Consider the following 21,290-nt stretch of genomic DNA (forward strand, 5'->3'; position numbering starts at 1 on the left):
ACATCTCTGACTGGTTATGGATCCACCTGAACAACGCGGAACATCCCTGCTTCCATATGTAGGAGGAGATGACAGTGAAAGGCCCAAGGCCCTGGCGCATCGGCGCTAACGACGACAGACAATCGTTCAGCCGGCTTGACGACGACCGTGTGTTTCCGAGGAAGATACGCACCTGAACCGTTGTCGAGATACATCCACATTCCGTGCAGATGAAGTGGATGTTCCATCATCGTGTCGTTGACAAAGGTCAGCCTCACTCGTTCACCGTAACGGAACCGGATCGGTTCCGGCGCATCAGAGTATGTCTTACCATCGAATGACCACATGTACCGCTGCATATGGCCGGTGAGATGCAGTTCGATCTCCCGGTCCGACGTTCGTTGGTCTGCGTAGGGAACGAGGCTTTTCAGGTCGGTGTAGACCAGCACGCGTCTAGGGCTCTGCTCAAATCCTCTGCCTGGTTCGTGCATCCGACTTCGGGAATATTCCGCGACCGTTTGGTTACCGGTTCCATGGTGGTCGGGACCATGCTTCACCGGTGTGGCACCTGGGATCGGAGAACGACCTTGAGCATGAGTCTCCATGCCCGACCTGTGCCCCAAACCTTGGCCATGCGTCATGTCATGACCCTCTGAATCGCCATGCGACTGTTTCATGCCAGACACATCCTCCCCCATGACATGGCCAGTATGGCCGCCGCCATGATTCGCCATCCCCATGTCTTCCATGGTTCGAAGCGGCCGGGGACGGCGCTCCGGGATGTCCGCACTCATGCCAGGACGAGGGGCAAGGGTCCCACGAGCATACCCGCTCCGATCCATGGTTTCGGCAAAAATCGTGTACGCGCGGTCCTCGGTCGGTTGAATCAGCACATCGTAGGTTTCTGCAGGACCAACACGAAACTCCTCAACTGCAACCGGTTGCACGTTTTGCCCATCAGCCTGGACCACCGTCATGGTCAACCCTGGAATGCGAACGTCATAAAACGTCATCGCTGCAGCATTAATGAAACGCAGCCGCACTCGTTCGCCCTGCCGAAAGAGGCCGGTCCAATTGTCTACCGGAGGCAGGCCGTTCATGAGATAGCTGAAGGTAGCGCCGGTTACGTCGGAAAAGTCGGTTGGATCCATGCGCATCTCATCCCACATCACATAATTCCACATCGCCGACCAGAATCCCCACCGCTTTGCGTCTGAGACAAACTCCTGTGCATCACGCTTCTGGAAGTTGTAATAGCCGGAGGACTTCTTGAGGTGGTCCATCATGGCTTCAGACGACTCGCCGCTCCATTCCGAAAGCATAACGACATACTCCCGGTCATACTGAAACGGGTCCGGTTCAATCGGATCGAGAATCATCGGCCCATACATGCCTTGTAATTCCTGACCACCGGAGTGGCTGTGATACCAGTAGGTCCCGCTTTGCTTGATGGGGAAAGAATAGCTGTAGGTCTCTCCAGGCTGAATGCCCCTGAAGCTCACCCCGGGAACTCCATCCATGTGCGAGGGCAAGAGTATCCCGTGCCAGTGAATCGATGAGTCCTCCATCAACCGATTCGTCACACGGATCGTGACGTCCTGACCTTCTCTTAAACGGATAAGCGGGCCAGGGATGGTCCCGTTGATTGTCGTAGCAGTCCCAGTTTGCCCATCCATCGTGAAGGATCGTTCACTGATCACCAGGTCAATCACCTCGCCTCTGAGTGTCGAGGAGCCTGGATCGGAATGAGCGGCAGGAAGCAACGTATGATTCACACAGGAAGGAAGAAGCGGATACACTGCGGCGAGCAACCCTAACGCTCCTGCCTGCTTAAGCAGGAGACGTCTGGATATAATCTGGTCATTCCTCATCGTTGAGCTGCACGCCCAAGGTGATTAGAGCGCCAGTTTACGCAAACGGAGCGCGTTGGAGATCACGGAGACGGAACTAAACGTCATCGCAGCACTGGCTATCATGGGGCTAAGAAGCACGCCAAAGAGCGGATACAATACTCCAGCCGCCACCGGCACACCCACGAGATTATAGACGAAGGCAAAGAAGAGATTCTGTCGGATATTCCGCATCGTCGCTTTGCTCAACCGTCTGGCCCGAACCAACGCACGAAGATCGCCCTTGACCAGCGTCATCCCTGCACTTTCAATTGCGACGTCGGCACCGGTTCCCATTGCGATACCGACATCGGCGAACGCCAGAGCCGGCGCATCATTGACCCCGTCCCCCGCCATCGCCACGACGCGACCCTCTGCTTTCAATTGGGCGACAACCTCGCCTTTCTGGTTGGGCAACACTCCGGCTCTGACATCGTCAAGGCCTAACCGTCTGCCCACGGCATTGGCTGTCTGCTGATGATCGCCAGTCAACATCACCAGCCGGATCCCGTCCTCTCTCAGCATGCGGACAGCATCTCCGGTCGAGGCCTTGATCGGATCCGCCACGCCCAGCAAACCTCCTGCTTTTTTGTCGATCCCGACAAAGACGACCGTCTGTCCTTCTTGCCTGAGTCGGTCTGCCTCTGCTTCAAGTGTGGTCAGCTCACCGCCCGTCACACCGATTGTCTCCCTCAAAAATGCCGCCGTCCCGATGGCCACAGAATTATTCTCAACAAGACCGGAGACTCCTTTGCCTGTGGTTGATTGAAACTCTCTCGACGCAACCGTGGAAATCCCGCGGCTCCGTGCGCCGGCCACGATAGCCCCTGCCAGCGGATGCTCACTTCCCTGTTCAAGACTCGCAGCCAAACGGAGCACTTCTTGTTGGCTCCAGGCAGGAGTCGTATGGATTGTCATCAAGGCCGGCTTCCCCTCGGTTAAGGTTCCGGTCTTGTCAAACACGATCGTATCCACCTTGCCCAAGACCTCAAGCGCTTCTGCCTTCTTCACGAGCACACCTGCTGTCGCCCCCCGTCCTGTCCCGACCATGATCGACATGGGTGTCGCTAACCCCAAGGCGCACGGGCAGGCAATGATCAGTACCGCCACGGCATTCACAAGCGCATAGGCCAGCTTGGGTTCAGGCCCCCAGAGAACCCAAGCAATCGCTGTCAGAACGGCGACCGACACGACAAGCGGTACAAAGTACCCCGCTGCAACGTCGGCCACCCGTTGAATCGGAGCACGGCTCCGCTGCGCATCACTGACCATCTGAACGATCCTTGCGAGCAACGTCTCGCGACCAACCCGTTGCGCCCGCATGAGTATGCTCCCGGTGCCATTCATCGTCCCGCCGGTCACGGGCACTCCGATCTCCTTCGCGATGGGAATCGATTCCCCCGTGATCATCGACTCATCAACCGAGGTACTCCCTTCCACCACCACCCCGTCGACCGGCACCCGTTCACCCGGGCGCACGCGCAACCGGTCCCCCACATGCACCTGATCCAGTGAAACATCTTCCTCGCTCCCATCCGGACGGACCAATCGTGCTGTCGCCGGAGCCAGTCGCAAGAGACTCTTGATCGCGGAACTCGTCTGACTCCTCGCCCGCAGTTCCAACACCTGTCCGAGCAACACCAGCACTGTAATCATGGCGGCTGCTTCAAAATAGACAGCAACAGTTCCGTCAGGTCGATGAAAGGATGCAGGCAGGAGCGTTGGTAGCAGCGTCGCCAGCACACTGTATCCAAAGGCGGCCCCGGTCCCAATGGCGATCAGTGTGAACATGTTCGGCGCGCTGTTCACGATGGAAGCCCACCCACGTTGAAAGAACGGCGCGCCGCCCCAAAGCACCACCGGGGTAGCCAGCAGCAGCTGCGCCCAGTTCAGCACCACCCCTCCAAACCGATGGTGGAGCGGCATGCCGGGAATCATGTCGGACATGGCGATGAGCATCCCCAACACCGCTGGTCCCAGGCAGATCCAAAATCGGCGACTCATGTCCTCCAATTCAGGGTTGCCAACGTCTTCCGCTGAGACTACTTTGGGCTCAAGCGCCATTCCACAGATCCGGCAGGCTCCCGGTTGAGTCTCGAGCACCTCCGGATCCATTGGACAGACATACTCGACGACGCCACCTGCAGGAATCGCAACAGGTTTGGGGACTCGCTGACCAGGTGGAAGCAGGTAATACTCAGGATCATCACGAAATTTTTCAAGGCACCGCGTGGCACAGAAGTAATACCTTTCTCCCCGATACTCGTATGAACCGGCAGCCGTGGCAGGTTGCACCGTCATCCCGCAGACTGGATCAATCTTGCCCTGCCGGACCGGCTGCATCATGGGAAGCGGCTTGCGGGAAGACGGCATTGCGACAAGATTGACCGGCTTCTTGCTGAGTGCATGCTCGGGATCCATGCGAAACCGTTCCACACACGACACCGCGCAGAAATAGTAGGTCGTACCTTTATAATCATGCTGACCCGCTGCTCGGGTTGGATCGACGCTCATCCCGCAAACGGGGTCGACCTCCGTCTTACCGTGAGCACGCGAAGCATCATGTGTATCTTGCATGTCTTCACTCATGTGAGCATGTCCTGCATGCGGTCTCCCGCAACATCCGTTCGATGATTCATTCATCATGTGTCCGACTCCTTTCATTGTATCCGGTATGGCAACTTATTGTCGCCTTCAGCATTACAGACGGAGCAGGTCTTCAGATATTACAGAAGACTACGGGATAAACGTGATGGAGCGAAACAGGGGGAAAACCACCGAAATCAATGTAAGTTGTATAGACGGGGCAGCCTGTTATCCACAGGCGCAGTTGAGGCACCCGTGTTTACTGCAGATCCCGCATGCGTCTTCGAGAGAAGCCCGCAAGGATTGACGAGCTCGGTACAAGCGAACCGTTAGATTGTTCCGTGATATCTTGAGTTCTTTTGCAACCTGTTCTGGTGATTCGCCACCGAGATCGATGCGCTTGATGAGATCTGCATAGTTTCCTCGGAGGCTCGGAATAAGATCGTGAAGGCAGGCACATGCGGTAGCCTGTATCTCATCAAGAGCTGGTTCCTGGAGGGTGCCGGAAAGAGTCGACTCCTCCAGGAAGGCTTGATTACGGCGAGCCTCAGCTCCCTGTGCACGGTAATAATCGGCTATCGCATGACGAAGGATGCGGTAGAACCAGGCAAGCACACTTTCCTCATTGTGCAATGAGTGAGCGGAGGCGACTGCTCGGGCGAAGCTTTGTTGAAGAACATCGTCCACGATGGCTTCTTCACCGACCCGACGGCGAACAAACTTCCTGAGGGCCGATTCATCCTCCAGAAGGCGTTGAATGATGCCGTGTGCCTTACCCTCCGCCATCACAAATCGTCTTCCGTTACTTTTTTACATCCGCTTCGAGAATGCTTCGAATGATGGTGAGAACGTTCTCCGGCGTCATGTTCACCCCATCGACCTTAATGTTTCCGTCCAAGAGGATTGAGGGCGTCGACGACACCTTGATCCGCTCACCCCACTTCCGCCCCTCTTCAAACAGCTTGGCCGGTTTTCCACTTTCCATCCCAGCCTCAAACGCCGCCACATCCAAACCGACCTCCTTGATCAGCAAGGAGCGAATCGAGCGATCCAACACTCCATCGAGTTTTTCCTTGTGAATGGTGCGAAACAAGACGGCTTTCATCTGATCGCCCTTGCCCATCATCTTGGCCTGCTCATACATATCAAAGGGGGTCGGCAGCTTCCCCGGGATAACTGGAAAACCAACCATTGTAACTTCAACGCGATTCCCGAACTCTTTCAGGAGGAGAGGAACCCCTGTCTCTTCGAAGTGATGACAATGCGGACAATAGAAATCCGCAAACTCGATGACTTTGACTTTCCCCGGTTGATGGGTGGACGTCTCATCCTTGAGAATCTCGAATTTCCCCTTCAGCTCCGGCTTGGTTGCCTGTGCGGCAAGTGGGGCAAGCACCAATCCCGCCACTCCCATCGCCCAGACCACCGCCGTCCACCTCGACCTCGTCCGATTCTTCATGTCCGACTCCTTTCTCAGATTAAGTGGGCGAGGGCTATTATAACGGATGGAGAGCCCATGTGCGCTTTGTTATAATTGCTTCCATGTACGGACTCCTTGTTGCAGGCCTCTGCGCTGCCATCCTCATCTCCGGCTGTGCTTTCACCGGTGATCACACTGAGACGCTCTCGCCCGGCGCGCCTCCGTTGACCTTTGTGCAAGTGAAAGCCGCCCCTGAGTCCTATAACGGACAACCCGTCACATTCGGAGGTAAAGTGCTGGGAGCGCGCCGGCTCAAAGAGGGGACCAGAATCGAAATCCTCCAGTTGCCATTGACCGACTCCCTTCAACCGACCTCGGATCTCAGCACCTCCCAAGGTCGGTTCGTCGCACTGCGGAAGGAGTTTCTTGACCCCGCGACCATCCCCGCAGGCACGTTCATCACCGTGACGGGTGAGATGGCTGGTTCCATCACCCTGCCGCTCGATGAAACGGAGTACACCTACCCGCTCATGCATGCGACCAGTCTGCGTGTGTGGAGCGAGCAGGATGAGGAGGCTCCGCGCATTCGCCGGCCTCTCGGCCCTGGCCCCTATTGGGGACCCTACTGGTCTCCCTATTGGCACCCCTGGCCGTATTATTGGTAAACCCAAGAGAGCAAATCAGACCACGGTGATGGAGTCATCCTGCGTCGTCTACTTACCGTGCTGAACATGAATGTATACGAGGTCAATCCCATGGAGATATACAGATGAAGAAGATGAGCCGCCGGAAAGAGACACAGGAGAAACCTGCCTCTTCAAACCTCAGTTCGTCGGTCGTGGCGACACTGAAAGAAGAGATCGTCCATTGGCACTACCCGCCGGAACATCGGTTGACTGAAGATGGATTGTGCAAACGGTTTGGGATGAGCCGCAGTCCGATTCGCGAGGCACTGCGCGTCTTGACCTCCTATGGCTTCATCAGAAAACTGCCCAATCGAAGCTATGTGGTCAAGCAGTACACGACCGAGGAAATTGAGGAGCTCTACGAAGTGCGCCAGGCGCTGGAACTATATACTGTCGAGCGCTTGGCCAGTCCTGATACCCTCACACAGCATCAAGCTGATCTTGACGACCTTCATCACACGTGGACGGAACTGCTGAAGGAGCCGTCGAAGCAATCGGAAGAATTCGCGATCCTCGACACCCTTTTCCACGACACACTCGCCCGCGCCTTGGGGAACACCTTCCTGCTCCGAAACCTTCGAACCATTAATGAGCGCTTGACGCTCTTTCGAATGCTGGATTTTGAAAGCCCGGAGCGCGCCGAGAGAACATGCCGCCAACATCTGGAGATTCTGAATCGGATCATTGCGAAGGATGCGGTTGGTGCGCGCGAAGCCATGCAGGAGAACATCGAAGCGGGGCGGAATCATATCAGAAGCACGATCAAGGATGCATTGGCTCGATCGTATCTCAAGAAGAGGTAAAAGACGCAGCTGCGTAGTTATTCGACAGCGGGTTGATTGGTATCATCGCGCTAATACACCATCGTCACTCTTGCGAATGGTCAGGTGTGCATCATCTATCAGTGAAAAGAAGCCGATACGCGCCCATCGTCGGCCCTCTGTTCATCCATCTCCGTCGCTGCTTGCTTGTAAAACGCCCGTTGTCCGTTCCAGAGGAGATCAGTTTCCTCTGAGCAGTACGGAATCTGAGTGCTGATTGTGAACTTCGCCGATTAGGAGGCCATCGGCTCCAAGGCTAGGCAGAATCAGTCGAGAGTGCGTTCAAAGAGAAAGAGCGCCGTGTCTTCGAATGACGCGGACAAAGCGGCCTCGGCGGCAGCGCGGACTTGGGAGGCAGTAACGTGGAAACGCTCCGCGATCCAGGCTGCATCGGAAAGATCTTCCTCTGTGCCGCGACGGAGTTTGGAAACGATGAAATCCACTGGGGCTAAGAGGGCCATCCGAAGTCCTGGTTCTACTCAGCAGCACTAATTTGGGATGGATCGGTCAATCCATCCAAGCACAAACACTTACTACTAAGCTTTTCTGTCATCTTTCGACAAGTCATCGCGACTAAATCAATGAGACCCGTGCTGAACAGATCCACCGCCGCCCTCGGGAATGATTCCATCTATCTACAGGTGCAACATCCCATCCGAAGTCATTCGGTAGCATTACCATAGGCCGTTCGCCGCCATCACCTGATGTCTTATCTCTCGAGGCTGATGTACTGCCACACACACCTACTCATCACCAGTTCGATGCGTCTAAAATAAAGGGCGGGGCCAAGGAGGAGGCAGCCAACCTTCGCCCCGCGCTTGGTCCGAGTCGGAGGGTCACCTACTCGGACAATACATAATATCAAGTACAAATAATTCTACTCCGTAGAAGTTATAGCCAGTTTTATACGGCACTCCTGACAACCTGTCTACCAACACGTACTCACCGATGCTACAAAATCGGTGCCCTGAACCGATAGGCTCCATCCCCCTATGAACGCTCGGACATCGAATGTGTACCGGTCATGACTTTCTTGTTACTTTCAACCAAGCCAACGATGGACTCACAAAAGATCCGTAAGCTGCTTCTCCCGATTTTCGTACCGCGTAGCCGTCCCTCCTCCACCCATCGATAGATCGTCCAACGGCTGACTGAGAGTAGTTCCGCCGCTTCTCCAACTCGAAGCAACGTTTTGTTCATGGTGCCTGTTGTCACCCTGTTTGCTTCACTTGTCATATGCATTGAGATCTCCTTTCCGTAATAACGGCGAGGCAGAGACAAGGAGAGAATTCTCCTGCCACGAGCTGCTCTGGCCCAGAGGCAGCCACTCCAGCAAGACACGTCTCTCCTAAACCAAGCCTGAATACCAGTCGCTACAGGGAACGACCTTCAAGTCGCCAATGGTTTATGCAAGAAACGTCGGAGGGCCGCGGAATAAGCGGTGCGAAAAAACGGAGGCAGGAATCGGGTCAACGTGAACGACGATTGTTTGCTCAATGAGATGGAGCGTGGAATTCAGTACAACAGAAACAGATTCGATACCCTGTCCGGCTGCACAGAGCCACGCACAAATGCCGGTCGAGTGGGTGCCGGCCTGGTGATCCGCATGGTGCTCGGCATGGGCCACGCTGGGGGCAACCATGGCCCCGTTCACCAGCATGAGACAGGTCAACAGCAACCAGACGAACCAGGATTGTTTTAATCTTACCAACATACTGCTTCGATTACTTGAGCGATACCGCCTTTATCGGTTTCTCTAATGCGCCCGTAAATCGCTTCAATCTCTTAAGGCCTGTCGCCTTCGCCCGGACTTAGTTCGCCAAGCTATAGACAATCGGCAGACTCACGACAATCAACGGCTTTCCGAGAGCCTGTTTCATGTGGAGTGGGCAGGCGAGCCTGACTGCTTCGATTGCTGCCTCATCAAGTGTGCTATACCCAGAGCTCTTCTGAACAACTACATCAGCCAGCTGTCCATCAGATCGAATGATCGCCCTTAAGATGACTTTTCCCTCTTGACCATTCAAACGAGCTGAGCTCGGGTAGCGCTTCAGTTCCGCGACTCGCCGCCACAAGGATTCGGCCAGCCATCGGTTATCGGTTTTCGCCTCAGAACCTGGCGCCGCAACGGCAGTGGCCGTGCCTTCCCGAGAAATCGGAACATCAGAAGACGAGAGGGGAGCCGACTCAATTGCCCCCGGTTCCTGATGAACTGGTTGAGGGTCAACCGATTCCGGTAAGGCGGCAACCGAGACAGTCTCGTATGCCTTTGTTTCTACAACCGGCTCAATTTTGGAGATATCGGCGTCAACGACCCCTTGCTCGGCTGGCTCTTCACGAACCTGAGGAACCTCCGCCATCTGTTTGATTCCTGGCAGTGGCGTCTCATTATTCTGTTCTATCGACGTGACCGGGCGGGAAGTGTCCGCCACCGGCTTGGGGCGTGATGGGAACAGTTTCTTGACCGGCGGTGATGCCGAAGTGGCAGTCGATTCGACTAGCTCAGATTTGGAGGCAGGACTTACCCGTTGCACTAATGCCACGTCCCATGTGAAGCGATCTTCCTGTACCAGAGGCGTAATCTGTGTAGAAAACGCGAAGGCTAAGCCTATAGCCACTCCATGTAAGGTCAATGAAATGGCCCAGGCCGGAATCATAAATTGTGGTTTATCGATCGATGTCATGCTTCATTTATGACTGGTCGCAGGCCGCTATAGCAACCCCAGCATTGCCGGCAAAAGCAGCGTGCGGGACGGAGGCCAAGGGAGAAATCCTCTCGTCCCGCGCTGATCCGAGCCGGAGGCAGCCGGCTCGAACCACACACCGCTTAGATCGACCGATACGTGACGGCTGATGGAAAACCCATCGGGGCATAAGACTCCGATGAGTTTCCCTATCACGACCGGACTAATTACTCGCCTGGTTGCCGGCTGCGGCCGCACCAGAATCGAACACCATCACCCCTCCAGGATTTGCTCCAACAGGTACCGTCTGTTTTTCTTGATGGTCAGTTGCATTAATAATGGTGAGCGAATTCGCCGGCGCTGCATTCGACACCGCCAGATACTTCGCCTCACCGGCTCCTTCAGCCAAGACATCGAAGCCGTGCCCACCAGTCGATACCAACGGAATCTCCCTCAACAACGTAAGTGCTGGAGGCGCTACAGTGGTCCAATCAAACGCAAACAATCGGTCTTTCTTTGTGGCCGTTGCTCCATTGCCGGCTAGGATGTAGAACCGCCCGGAGTTCGGGGCAAACTTGAACGCCCCAGGAGACGTTCCATCTAGTTCAGGGATGGCCAAGTTAGCAATAGCTGGCGTCGCGGCACTCAGATCAATCACTCCAAGCTTCGTTGCTTGCGGCGCGGTTGTTTCACCACGCAGCAGAAGATACTTCCCGTCTGGTGAAATACCATAGGAGGTATAAGGAGTTCCGGCAAGATCAAAGGTCTTGGTAATAGCCAATGTTGCCGGGTCGATCTCTGCGATCTCACCATACCCTTCTTGGATGCTATAAACCTTCTTGGTCAGCGTAGACCAGCGGATGCCGTGCGGAGCTGAGGCATTGGGCGTAAACGCCGTCGTAATGGGCGTTGCGGATTCGTCATTGCAAGGCGTGGTTTCCTTGGCTGACTTGCAGAGATCGATGCGCGCAATCATCTTCCGATAGTTCGTAGAGGTTTCATCGCCGTCAAGAACGGCAATTTCGCCGCCCGTTTCACTGGAGACGAAGACTCGCTTATTCTCTGCAAAGGCTGCGACTTTATGTCCATCGGCTAAGACGCAGGTCGTTCCCAACACGGTGGGGGGACTTCCTCCTGGGCCGAGGTGCGAGTTGTGCACCACTGTCACCGATCCCCCGCCTGACGCAGCACAATTGATCAAATCGTCGCCGGGCGTCGTGGTCCCTGCGGCATTATCACCGTCGTTCATGATCCAAATCACCTCGCCATCGTTTCGATCCCGATAGAGGTGAACCGGACGCGTGCCTGTCACCAGATTCGCTTCATGAACAGGAGTCGCCGCTGTGAGCGGATCAATCGTCGCGACCTTGTTCGCTGCCGCAAGATTCACAAAAATCCAATCTTCCTTCGAAACCTGCATGTCTCCCAGTGCAGCATTCTCGAATTCCGCCGCGTCGATCGTGTTGACCACCGCATTGCCGGAATCTCCCTTCAGCGCCACGCTGCTCAACGTCTTGTCGCCCGTATTATTCACAAACACTAACGCATTGGCATTGCCAGCGCTGCCGCCAGGGGCCGGCGTTGCCGTGGTGGTTTCTCCTGAATTACATGCCGCAAGGCTAATCAGCGCGAGCCCTAAGGCGCCGGTTGTGACACTCGATAGAACATTATTTCTCTTCCTCGTTTCCATGGAACGTTCCTTCCGCGTGAATAATCATCTTCAACGTTATTATTAATGGGAGCGCAGCCGGCTCCCCGAACCGAATTTGTGCTATGCAGTCTCCGGAACAGGCTGCGGCGGGCCACGAGGTGGGAATTGGCCATCAATAACTGCGTGCTGAACGGGAATAGTGCCAAGACTCCAGACAAGACTCACGTGACCGTCTGCGGAGGTGTCGCCTCGTCCGTCACCACTCTGGATATCGAAGCCACTACAGTGCCAGGAACAATGGCTATGGCCCTGTTGGCTATGCTGCGTCTGCCCGTTGGGACAGTGAGGTACCGTCCATTGTGGTGTCAGGTTCCCCTGTCCGACGGACAGAAATCCTGCCAGCCAGAGCACAACACAGTAACCCTTCAGTGCTCGAGAAACCTCCTGGCGCATCTTCCTTAACATCGTCGATTCGATTCCGTCGTTCCTGGGGATTCTCTACGACGCTCCACCGAACAATTGGAACGACTTCGTCATCCCAAAGATGTAGCTGATCTGTTGTTCCAAATTGCCGTTGAAATCGCGATAAATGGGAATCTGCGCAATGAAATAGACCGAGGCGTAATTCATGACATTGAACATGACGCCCGGTGAATAGGCGACATAGGTCGAGCCGGTTGTCGGGATGGCTCGAAACTTGATCGCCGGATCAAGCAGAATGGGCGCGCCTCCCGGGTTGAACTGGAACAACGACGCATCCATGGCATCGTTCTGCATCCATCGAAAATTGAACTGCTGCGTCAACACCAACCAGGGAGTCTGTTCCAGCGGGATCACATTAACCCCCAACGCCCCACTCACTTCATCGCCGAACTTGTATCCGTCACTGTTCTTAAACGTGTGTCGATAACTGACCGACGCGAACTGATTGACCCGATGCGGGATCAGCTCATACGTCTGATAGAGCATGGGAACGATCCCGAAGTTGCCTCGACCAATTTGCAGTGTCGATTCCGCCAAAGTGTCACCTTGCGCAAACCGGCCATAGCTGCCGGTCGGGAAATCAACTCCCACTCCAACCACAATCATGCTACGCAAGGTAGGAAGCACGTTGTACTTCAGCGACGCCCGAATATCCCCAAGTCCTCCTTCACCGTATGGAACAGGAACGAGCCCGCCGATTTGGGCGTTGGACTCGACATGCTTGTAGGGGATCGCCACTTGGATACCGAGGCGGTCGGTCAAGCCATAATTCAGGTCCAAGGTCGCCGTGCGCGTCGTGGTTTCGATACGGTTGACATTCAAATTAGCCAGGGTGAGAGTCCGGGCACCTTGATTGGCAAATGGAATGCGTCCACCCTCCCCAGGAGGCGCCTCCATCGGAGTCCAGTTATAAATCGCATTCACCGTCAACAAACCCTTCATCGGCACCTGCTGTTGCGACCCGATCACGACGAAGCAACTCACGGAGCCGCAGGATGCCTCAACAGGGGATGGGCTGAGCATCGAGACCATCACTCCGACACAGCTTGTAATAGTGAGGACACAAGACCAGATTGTGCGCACCATGATTCCAAACTCTTTCTGTGTTGTGACACGACGAAGTCCGTCCGTCAGAACTCGTCGCGAGACACGGTTGTTAGAGAAACACCTGCCTACGGCAGGCGCTATGCGAGAAGAGGAGGAGGCCCGCGAAAGAAATAGGAGACCGCAATAGGAAGTCGAATTGGACTACTGTGAACAACGGCCGTTTGCTCGACCAGTTGAAGCGTAGAATTCAACAAGACCGACGTGGATTCAACGTCCTGTCCGGCCGCACAGAGCCAGGCACAGATTCCTGTCGAGTGCGTCCCCGCCTGATGTTCCGCGTGGTGTTGAGCATGGCCCACGCCTGGCGCAGCCATAACCCCGTTTACCAGCACGAGACACACCAGCAGCAGCCAAACAAACCAGGATTGTTTTAGTCTTGCCAACATACTGCGTCGATTACTTGAGCGATGCCGCCTTCATCGGTTCCGGTTTTTGGATTCGTGCCACCGCATCAAGAATCACCTGCTCGGTCAACAACCCGCCCTTGATGTATTCTTGCACGACACCTTTTTCATCAATGAACACACTGACCGGTAAGCCGAAGACGCCGAACTGGTTGGCGACTTTATTGTCGCGGTCCATCAGTACCGGGAACGTATGGCCATGCTGCTTGATGTGGTCCCGCACTTTGGCTTCGTCTTCCAATTCGTTAACCGCCAACACCACAAAGCCCTTGTCGCGCAACTTGTCGTACATCGCTTGCATCGCCGGCATTTCCGTCGTGCAGGGTTTGCACCAAGTGGCCCAGAAGTTCAGCAGGACAACCTTGCCACGATATTGGCCAAGGCTCTGCGCCTTACCTTCCAAATCCACCAAACGAAAATCCTCGGCGGTTGTCCCGACGGCTGGTACCCGAGAGCCCATTCCCCATACCAGGCCACTGCTGATGAGAAACATCACACACAGAGTCACCATTCCGACCATCGTCACGGAATCTGATTTCTTCACGCCCATCGCCTCTCCTCCTCGTGGCTCACGCTGTCCTACAAGGCACTCTTCGTCAACTGAAATGATCTGGTTATCCCAAAGATGTAACTAATTCCTTGAGCCAAGTTATTATTGGAATCCCTCATTATTGGAATCTGTGAATGGAAGTACACGGACGTCCATTTGGTCAATGGCGAATCAATCAAACCATCCAGACTGACCTGAAATCCTGGCGAAAATGCAAAATATGTGGAGCCGGTCGTCGGCACACGGCGGTTGGTGATCGCAGGGTCAAGCACAATCGTCTCACCGGGGAAATCCGGAGCATCGGCCGGCGTAGCCGATCGTTCCAACGACGCGCTGATGTTGTCATGAACCAAATACCGCCAATGGAATTGTCCTGTCAGCACCAGCCAAGGGGCGCGCTCCAACGGCACACCGCTCGCGCCTAGGTTGAGGTTATATTCGTCACCAAACTGATAGCCATCATTGTTCCGAAACGTATGACGATAGCTGCCATAGAAAAACTGATTGAGCCGGTGTGGAATCAGCTCATAGGTTTGGTAGACCGACCCAATGAGCCCGACGTTCCCTCTCCCCAATTGAGTTGGTGATTCCATCACCTCACCGGCGGCATCCCTGGCAGTGGTACTGCCTGTCGGTACCTGCACTCCAAACCCAGCCACGATCATACTTCGCAGCGTGGGAAGCACGTTGTACTTGGCGGTAATGATCATGTCTCCGATCCCGTTATCCCGAAACGGAACCAGCTCTCCCTCACCGTTGACGCCTTCTTCCCCCAAACCATCAATGTGCTTATGCGTCCGCCAGAGATACGGGATCGAGACCTGCACACCCAGCCGATCCGTAATGCCGTAGTTCAAATCAAAGTTGACGGTTTGCGTAATGGTTCGCACCTCTTGATGGTGGTCAAGAATGAGGCGCCGCCCGGCTTGATCGATCGCCGGAATCACCCCGTTCGTTCCATCAAGTAAGCGCATCGGCGTGTAATTGTACATAGTGTTGAACGTCAGGATCCCGGCCTGCGGCACCTGCTGTTGGGAACCGACCACCACAAAACAAGTGACCGACCCACAGGCTGCCTCGGCAGTGTGAACACCGGGCCAGGCCCACACGAGCACACCTAGACTCAATAGACACAAGCGTATGAAACGTTTCACCACCATAGATGAGCTGATATCTTGTTCAGAAGAACCGCTTTGAACCGTCTATAGTCTATATGTGGAACCCGCCAACTAATGACGGGACTGCAACGACCCGACGAAATTACCGGTTATGATAAGGGGAAGGTTGGGGGAGCACGGCTGGAAGAAATAGGGGTTGGCTCGGAAATTGCGTCGACTGAATGAGGAAGCGGCAGAAGCGTAACAGGACTGCGCTCAGCCTGAATTACGACGGCCTCGGTGTCGAGAACTGTACCGGCCGCACACATCCACGAACAAAGCAGTGTCCCGTGCGTGGCCGTTTGATGCTGAGCATGGTGTCCGGCGTGTTCAGCAGCTTGCGCCTGTGCCAAACCACCGATGGCAAGGACGCAGAGCACGAGAGAGATCGAAAGGAATTTTCGGAATGTCTGGCTCATGCTCGAAGACATTTCCCGATAGGGGTCTGGTTGATCACTGATATGCCTACACATACTACAGATCCAACAACTCTTGCATACTAGGCGACCGAAAGAACACCTGTCAAGCCACCAGAGCTGCCGCCGGAGGATCAGGTAGGATTCACCGAAAAGATGCTGTATACTCCACGATCTATTTTTTAACCATCATCGTTATTCACCACACATTCTTTTTATGGTCACACAAGTACTCAATCTGATTTTCGGCAGTAAAAACGATCGTGAAATCAAGGCCATTCGGCCGATCGTGGCGCAGATCAATGGACTGGAGGCCGGGCTCACGCCCCTTTCCGATGAAGCGCTCGCCGACAAGACCCAGGACTTCAAAAAGCGGCTTGCAGCAGGCCAGACCCTCGACGACATTTTGCCTGAGGCGTTTGCCGTATGCCGTGAAATGTCGCGACGCAAGCTCAACATGCGCCATTTCGATGTGCAGTTGATCGGCGGCATGATCCTCCATCGCGGGCGCATCGCCGAGATGAAAACCGGCGAGGGGAAGACCCTGGTGGCGACGTTGCCTGTCTACCTCAATGCCCTGGAAGGCAAAGGCGTCCATCTCGTGACCGTCAACGATTACCTGGCAAAGCGCGACGCCCAGTGGATGGCGCAGCTCTACCATGCGCTGGGACTCTCCACGGGCATCATTCAGCATGATGCTTCATTTATGTACGATCCGACCTACGAGGCCTCTGACAAACGGCTGCAACACCTGCGTCCCTGCACGAGACCCGAAGCCTATCGCGCCGACATTACCTATGGGACGAACAACGAGTATGGGTTCGACTACCTTCGCGATAATCTGGTCGTCACGGCATTGAACCAGTGCGTCCAGCGCGAACTGAACTTCGCGATCGTGGACGAAGTCGACAGCATTTTGATCGACGAAGCCCGGACTCCGTTGATCATATCAGGCCAAACCGATCAGACCACGGACCTGTATTACAAGATCAATGCGATCATCCCCCAGCTGAAGGCCGAAACAGACTACACCATTGAAGAAAAAACCAAGACGGCGGCCTTGACCGAAGACGGCAATGCCCGGGTCGAAAAACTGCTGGGCGTGGACAATCTGTACGATCCGGCCAACATGGACATGGTCCATCACGTGGTCAAGGCCCTGCAGGCCTACACACTCTACAAGCGAGACGTGGACTATGTGGTGAAAGACGGCGAAGTCATCATTGTGGACGAGTTTACAGGTCGGTTGATGCCGGGTCGGCGCTGGAGCGACGGGTTGCATCAAGCTGTCGAGGCCAAAGAAGGGGTCAAGATCGCCAACGAGAACCAGACCCTTGCGTCCGTGACCTTCCAGAACTATTTCCGCATGTACAACAAGCTGAGCGGCATGACCGGGACAGCCGACACGGAAGCCGCCGAGTTCGCCAAGATCTACAACCTCGATGTCAACGTCGTGCCGACCAATCGTCAAATGATCCGACAGGATTATGCCGATGTGGTGTATCGAACCGAGAAAGAGAAATTTCTGGCGATCGTCGAAGAGATCAAAGAATGCCATGAGCGCGGACAACCGGTGCTGGTCGGCACCATTTCCATCGAGAAATCTGAAAAAATTGCAGGCCTGCTGAGCCGTAATGGCGTGAAACACAACGTCCTCAACGCCAAGCAGCATGAGCGGGAAGCCGAAATCGTTGCGCAAGCCGGGCGCAAAGGCGCGGTGACGATCGCCACCAACATGGCAGGCCGCGGAACCGACATCTTATTAGGCGGCAATCCGGACTTCATGTACAAGCAAGTGCTGTATCGCGAGGAGAACATGTCCGAGAGCCGCAAGCTCGAGGTCTATGAGGATATTCGATCCGACTGCGAGAAGAACAAACAGGAAGTCATCGGCGTGGGGGGACTGCATATTCTCGGAACGGAGCGCCATGAGAGCCGCCGCATCGACAACCAGCTTCGTGGACGAGCCGGTCGGCAGGGCGATCCGGGCACATCACGGTTCTATCTCTCGCTCGAAGACGACTTGATGCGGATCTTCGCGTCCGAACGGGTGTCTCAGCTGATGCTCAAGCTCGGCATGGAGGAAGGCGTCCCGATCGAACATGGCATGGTCACGAGGGCGATCGCGAACGCCCAAAAGAAGGTGGAGGCCCATAACTTCGAAATCCGGAAGCAGTTGCTCGAATACGACGACGTGATGAACAAGCAGCGTGAAGTGATCTACCGTCACCGCCGGGCCGTGCTGAGCGGAGACAACCTGACCACTGATCTGCACGATATGATGGCCGGATCGGTGGAGTCTTCCCTGAACGTGTATTGCCCTTCTGATCAATACCCTGAAGATTGGGACGTCAAAGGGTTGACCGAGGTCATGCATGCTCAATTCGGCATGGACGTCACCCAAGGCAAGCACGATGGCGGAGACTCGCTGCGTGATGTGGGGCGTGACGCCTTACTGGAAGATCTCAAAACCCAGGTTCGAGAAGCTTATACGAAAAAAGAAGCGGAGCTGGGACCGGAGTTGATGCGCTTTCTGGAAAAGACATTTATGCTCCAGGTCATCGATCACCACTGGAAAGACCATCTGCTCGCGATGGACCATCTGCGAGACGGCATCGGGCTTCGTGGCTACGGTCAGAAAGACCCCCTCATCGAATATAAACGAGAAGGGTTTGATCTGTTCGCCGGCATGATGGAACGGGTCAAGTCCGACACGTTGGAACGGCTGTTCCATGTCCAGGCCGTCCGCCATGAGGGTGAACAGCCGGCGGCTCCGCCTGAGCCGATTCCCCAACGCCCGCAACCCAAGCTGACCTTGAACCGTGGCGATGAACCGGTCGCGGCGCCTGCTCCGGCCCAACGGACCGAGAACAAGGTCGGTCGCAACGACCCCTGCCCCTGCGGCAGCGGGAAGAAGTATAAGAAATGCCACGGAACCTAAGCCACAGGCGGCAGTCGCCGCACTGATTTCGTTCCATGCCTCTTAGAGCAACCCCGGGAACTCAGGCTGGATACTCCGCGAATCTAAGAGCTCGCCCAGGGTCACCTATTGTATACAAATATGGCTCGATTGCTGGACCGGCAACCGGCAATTCTCCCTGATATCACCTTGACTTAACACAGCTCAAGAGGCTACCCTATCCCCCTTTCAATACCAGGAGATGGGTACATTTGGCCCATACTCTAGGGGTGTCCTTTTTCCCATAGTGACTGCAAATTTTGGAGCTCTTCGTGAGTGCTGGGCATCCAGAACTCGTTGCTGCCATTGCATCGGAGGTGATCGCCTCCGGTCCGATTCCGTTTGCGCGGTTCATGGAGTTAGCCTTGTACCATCCGCAACTCGGTTACTACATGCGCTCATCGGAACCGGTGGCTGAGCGGATCGGCTGGACGGGTGATTTTTACACAAGCTCGGACGTCCACCCGATTCTTGGGCACGCTCTCGCCAAACAAGCCGAGCAAATGGACCGACTGCTCGGGCAACCGACCTCTTTCACTCTTGTGGAGATGGGGCCAGGCAAGGGGCTGTTGGCAGGACATATCTTGTCGACTTGTCAGCGCGACTATCCTTCATTGTTCCACCGCCTCCACTATACTTTGATTGAACGAAGCCCCGCCATGCGCGAGGCACAACGTATCCATCTGGCCCCCTGGCTTCAGCGACCTGATCTCATCACCTGGGTAGACGATCTTGCCTCTATTCCCCCGCACGGCCTGACCGGGTTGTGCCTCAGCAATGAACTCGTAGACTCGTTTCCGGTTCACCGCATTCAGCTGACGGCACATGGCCTTGAAGAACTCTGGGTGGACTATCGGGATGGGCGGTTCGTTGAGTGTCTCAAACCGCTGTCATCGGATCGGCTCGCAGCTCATCTTTGCCACATCGGTTCGGATTGGACCGAAGGGTACCGCACGGAGGTGAATCTCCAGGCAGTCGATTGGATGACTCAGGTGGCCCAACGTCTCGCTCGCGGCTTTGTGCTCACCATCGATTACGGCCACACCGCACAGGACCTATACTCCATCGACCGAAAACGCGGAACCTTCCTCTGTTACCGCCGCCACGCGGTTCATGAGAATCCGTTCCTGCACGTGGGGGAACAGGACATGACCGCCCATGTTGATTTTTCGAGTTTGGCGACTGCCGGTGAAGAACAGGGTCTCCAGACAACCGGCTTCACCAACCAGATGAGTTTCCTCATGGGGCTCGGTATTGAGCAGATACTCGCAGGGCTGAGCCAGGACAGCCCGGAACTCACGGCAGCGATTCAGTTGCTGAAGCCAAACGGGATGGGCACCACATTTAAAGTTCTCGTTCAGCATAAAGCCGTGCCGAATCCGAAACTCGACGGGTTGCAGTATCAACCGTTCTTCCGTTCGGCACTCACCACACAGTCGGCGGCGTAGGGACTGAAGCATGACGACCTCTCCAGTATTCAGCGGCGGTTCACCTGTTACGCTTCAGGATGCTGTCATCGCTCCCGTTCCTGAAAACTATTTACCTATTCTCCTGTTCATTGCCATCGGGATCGTCCTCGGGACATTGACGCTCTATGTCGGAAAGTTTTTTCGCCCCAATCAACCCTACCGCGCCAAGCTGGCGCCGTACGAAAGCGGAAGTCCGCTCTTTCAGGACGCCCGGGTGCAGTTTCCGATTCGATATTACGTGATCGCGATGCTGTTCGTCATTTTCGATATCGAAATCGTCTTTATGTTTCCCTGGGCTGTCGCCTTTACCAGGCTTGGCCTGGTGGGGTTAGTGGAAATGATCGTCTTCATCGCCATTTTGGTCGTGGGGTTTTGGTACGCGTGGAAAAAGGGTGCATTGGAATGGGATTAACAGACGTAACACGTGAAAGGTTAGAGGTGAAAAGTTTACGCCGCCGCCGTTTGCTTCACCTTTCACTCTTCACCTTTCATTATTCACTGGATCGCCCATGAGTCTTCTTGAACGCCAGTTTGACGCCAACATTGTCACGACCAATCTGGATGCAGTCGTCAATTGGGCGAGAAAGTCCGCGCTCTGGCCCATGACGTTCGGGCTGGCCTGCTGTGCCATCGAGATGATCGCCAGCGTCTCCTCTCGCTATGACTTAGATCGATTCGGGGCCGGCGTCTTTCGGGCGTCCCCCAGACAATCGGATCTCATGATCGTCGCGGGAACGGTTTCGCGCAAGATGGCGCCGGTGATTCGCCGGATCTATGATCAAATGCCTGAGCCGCGCTATGTGATTTGTATGGGCTCCTGTGCGACTTCCGGCAATCACTACAACAGCTATGCGGTCGTGCAGGGTGTGGACCAGATCGTACCGGTCGATGTGTATGTGCCCGGATGCCCGCCGAGGCCGGAAGCCTTGCTGGACGGACTCTTGAAGTTACAGGAAAAGATTCAGCGGGAAAGAGTGTTTGTGAAATAACCGGCGTGACGTGCAACACTCGCCATTCACGCATCTCCCG

The 21,290-nt window shown here is 55.2% G+C and carries 19 protein-coding genes; 6 read left to right on the forward strand and 13 right to left on the reverse strand.

What is annotated here, in order from left to right; all coding sequences use genetic code 11:
• Window positions 1–14: 14 nt before the first annotated feature.
• The 4 genes from ACMTNU_RS03395 to ACMTNU_RS03410 form a co-directional block, all read right to left on the reverse strand.
• Window positions 15–1,850 (reverse strand): copper resistance system multicopper oxidase, encoded by a 1,836-nt coding sequence (locus tag ACMTNU_RS03395; RefSeq protein ID WP_413933785.1) that lies wholly within the window; start codon window positions 1,848–1,850, stop codon window positions 15–17.
• A 24-nt stretch (window positions 1,851–1,874) separates the two neighbouring features.
• The gene (locus ACMTNU_RS03400) at window positions 1,875–4,445 is read right to left on the reverse strand and encodes a heavy metal translocating P-type ATPase (RefSeq protein WP_413933786.1); all 2,571 of its coding nucleotides are present in this window, start codon (window positions 4,443–4,445) and stop codon (window positions 1,875–1,877) included.
• Between the two features lie 237 nt (window positions 4,446–4,682).
• Entirely contained in the window at window positions 4,683–5,240 is a 558-nt protein-coding gene (locus ACMTNU_RS03405; RefSeq protein WP_413933787.1) for a sigma-70 family RNA polymerase sigma factor, read from the reverse strand.
• A 16-nt stretch (window positions 5,241–5,256) separates the two neighbouring features.
• A complete protein-coding gene (locus ACMTNU_RS03410; protein WP_413933788.1) occupies window positions 5,257–5,913 on the reverse strand; it encodes a DsbA family protein in 657 nt (218 codons plus the stop codon).
• 59 nt (window positions 5,914–5,972) lie between these two features.
• Between ACMTNU_RS03410 and ACMTNU_RS03415 the strand changes: the two genes are divergently transcribed.
• Together ACMTNU_RS03415 and ACMTNU_RS03420 are read left to right on the forward strand one after the other, a co-directional pair.
• A complete protein-coding gene (locus ACMTNU_RS03415) occupies window positions 5,973–6,539 on the forward strand; it encodes a Slp family lipoprotein (protein WP_413933789.1) in 567 nt (188 codons plus the stop codon).
• 104 nt (window positions 6,540–6,643) lie between these two features.
• Window positions 6,644–7,363 carry a GntR family transcriptional regulator gene (locus ACMTNU_RS03420; RefSeq protein WP_413933790.1) on the forward strand — a complete coding sequence of 240 codons (720 nt, stop codon included), beginning with the start codon at window positions 6,644–6,646 and terminating at the stop codon, window positions 7,361–7,363.
• A gap of 284 nt (window positions 7,364–7,647) precedes the next feature.
• Here the strand turns inward: ACMTNU_RS03420 and ACMTNU_RS03425 are convergent, their stop codons facing one another.
• The 9 genes from ACMTNU_RS03425 to ACMTNU_RS03465 all read right to left on the reverse strand — a co-directional run bounded on the left by ACMTNU_RS03425 (window position 7,648) and on the right by ACMTNU_RS03465 (window position 15,375).
• Window positions 7,648–7,842, reverse strand: a complete 195-nt coding sequence (locus tag ACMTNU_RS03425) for a hypothetical protein (RefSeq protein ID WP_413933791.1) — start codon at window positions 7,840–7,842, stop codon at window positions 7,648–7,650.
• Window positions 7,843–8,371: 529 nt separating this feature from the next.
• Window positions 8,372–8,623, reverse strand: coding sequence for a helix-turn-helix domain-containing protein (locus tag ACMTNU_RS03430; protein ID WP_413933792.1), 252 nt, complete (start codon window positions 8,621–8,623; stop codon window positions 8,372–8,374).
• A gap of 163 nt (window positions 8,624–8,786) precedes the next feature.
• A complete protein-coding gene (locus ACMTNU_RS03435; protein ID WP_413933793.1) occupies window positions 8,787–9,095 on the reverse strand; it encodes a hypothetical protein in 309 nt (102 codons plus the stop codon).
• 97 nt (window positions 9,096–9,192) lie between these two features.
• Window positions 9,193–10,065, reverse strand: a complete 873-nt coding sequence (locus ACMTNU_RS03440; protein ID WP_413933794.1) for an energy transducer TonB — start codon at window positions 10,063–10,065, stop codon at window positions 9,193–9,195.
• A gap of 223 nt (window positions 10,066–10,288) precedes the next feature.
• Window positions 10,289–11,755 (reverse strand): YncE family protein, encoded by a 1,467-nt coding sequence (locus tag ACMTNU_RS03445; RefSeq protein ID WP_413933795.1) that lies wholly within the window; start codon window positions 11,753–11,755, stop codon window positions 10,289–10,291.
• Between the two features lie 459 nt (window positions 11,756–12,214).
• Entirely contained in the window at window positions 12,215–13,285 is a 1,071-nt protein-coding gene (locus ACMTNU_RS03450) for a transporter (protein WP_413933796.1), read from the reverse strand.
• A gap of 98 nt (window positions 13,286–13,383) precedes the next feature.
• Window positions 13,384–13,692, reverse strand: coding sequence for a hypothetical protein (locus tag ACMTNU_RS03455; RefSeq protein ID WP_413933797.1), 309 nt, complete (start codon window positions 13,690–13,692; stop codon window positions 13,384–13,386).
• 10 nt (window positions 13,693–13,702) lie between these two features.
• Window positions 13,703–14,260, reverse strand: a complete 558-nt coding sequence (locus tag ACMTNU_RS03460; RefSeq protein WP_413933798.1) for a peroxiredoxin family protein — start codon at window positions 14,258–14,260, stop codon at window positions 13,703–13,705.
• Window positions 14,261–14,289: 29 nt separating this feature from the next.
• Entirely contained in the window at window positions 14,290–15,375 is a 1,086-nt protein-coding gene (locus ACMTNU_RS03465) for a transporter (RefSeq protein ID WP_413933799.1), read from the reverse strand.
• Between the two features lie 675 nt (window positions 15,376–16,050).
• On the opposite strand from ACMTNU_RS03465, the gene secA reads away from it, so the two are divergent.
• The 4 genes from secA (at window position 16,051) to ACMTNU_RS03485 (ending at window position 21,250) form a co-directional block, all read left to right on the forward strand.
• Window positions 16,051–18,774 carry a preprotein translocase subunit SecA gene (gene secA, locus ACMTNU_RS03470; RefSeq protein ID WP_413933800.1) on the forward strand — a complete coding sequence of 908 codons (2,724 nt, stop codon included), beginning with the start codon at window positions 16,051–16,053 and terminating at the stop codon, window positions 18,772–18,774.
• A 290-nt stretch (window positions 18,775–19,064) separates the two neighbouring features.
• A complete protein-coding gene (locus ACMTNU_RS03475; protein ID WP_413933801.1) occupies window positions 19,065–20,240 on the forward strand; it encodes a class I SAM-dependent methyltransferase in 1,176 nt (391 codons plus the stop codon).
• 10 nt (window positions 20,241–20,250) lie between these two features.
• Window positions 20,251–20,673: an NADH-quinone oxidoreductase subunit A gene (locus tag ACMTNU_RS03480; RefSeq protein WP_413933802.1), complete on the forward strand. Its 423-nt coding sequence runs from the start codon at window positions 20,251–20,253 to the stop codon at window positions 20,671–20,673.
• A gap of 97 nt (window positions 20,674–20,770) precedes the next feature.
• Window positions 20,771–21,250 (forward strand): NADH-quinone oxidoreductase subunit B, encoded by a 480-nt coding sequence (locus tag ACMTNU_RS03485; RefSeq protein ID WP_090746045.1) that lies wholly within the window; start codon window positions 20,771–20,773, stop codon window positions 21,248–21,250.
• The last annotated feature ends 40 nt before the right edge of the window (window positions 21,251–21,290 follow it).

It is taken from the genome of Nitrospira sp. BLG_1 (genome assembly GCF_047338595.1).
GTDB lineage: Bacteria > Nitrospirota > Nitrospiria > Nitrospirales > Nitrospiraceae > Nitrospira_D.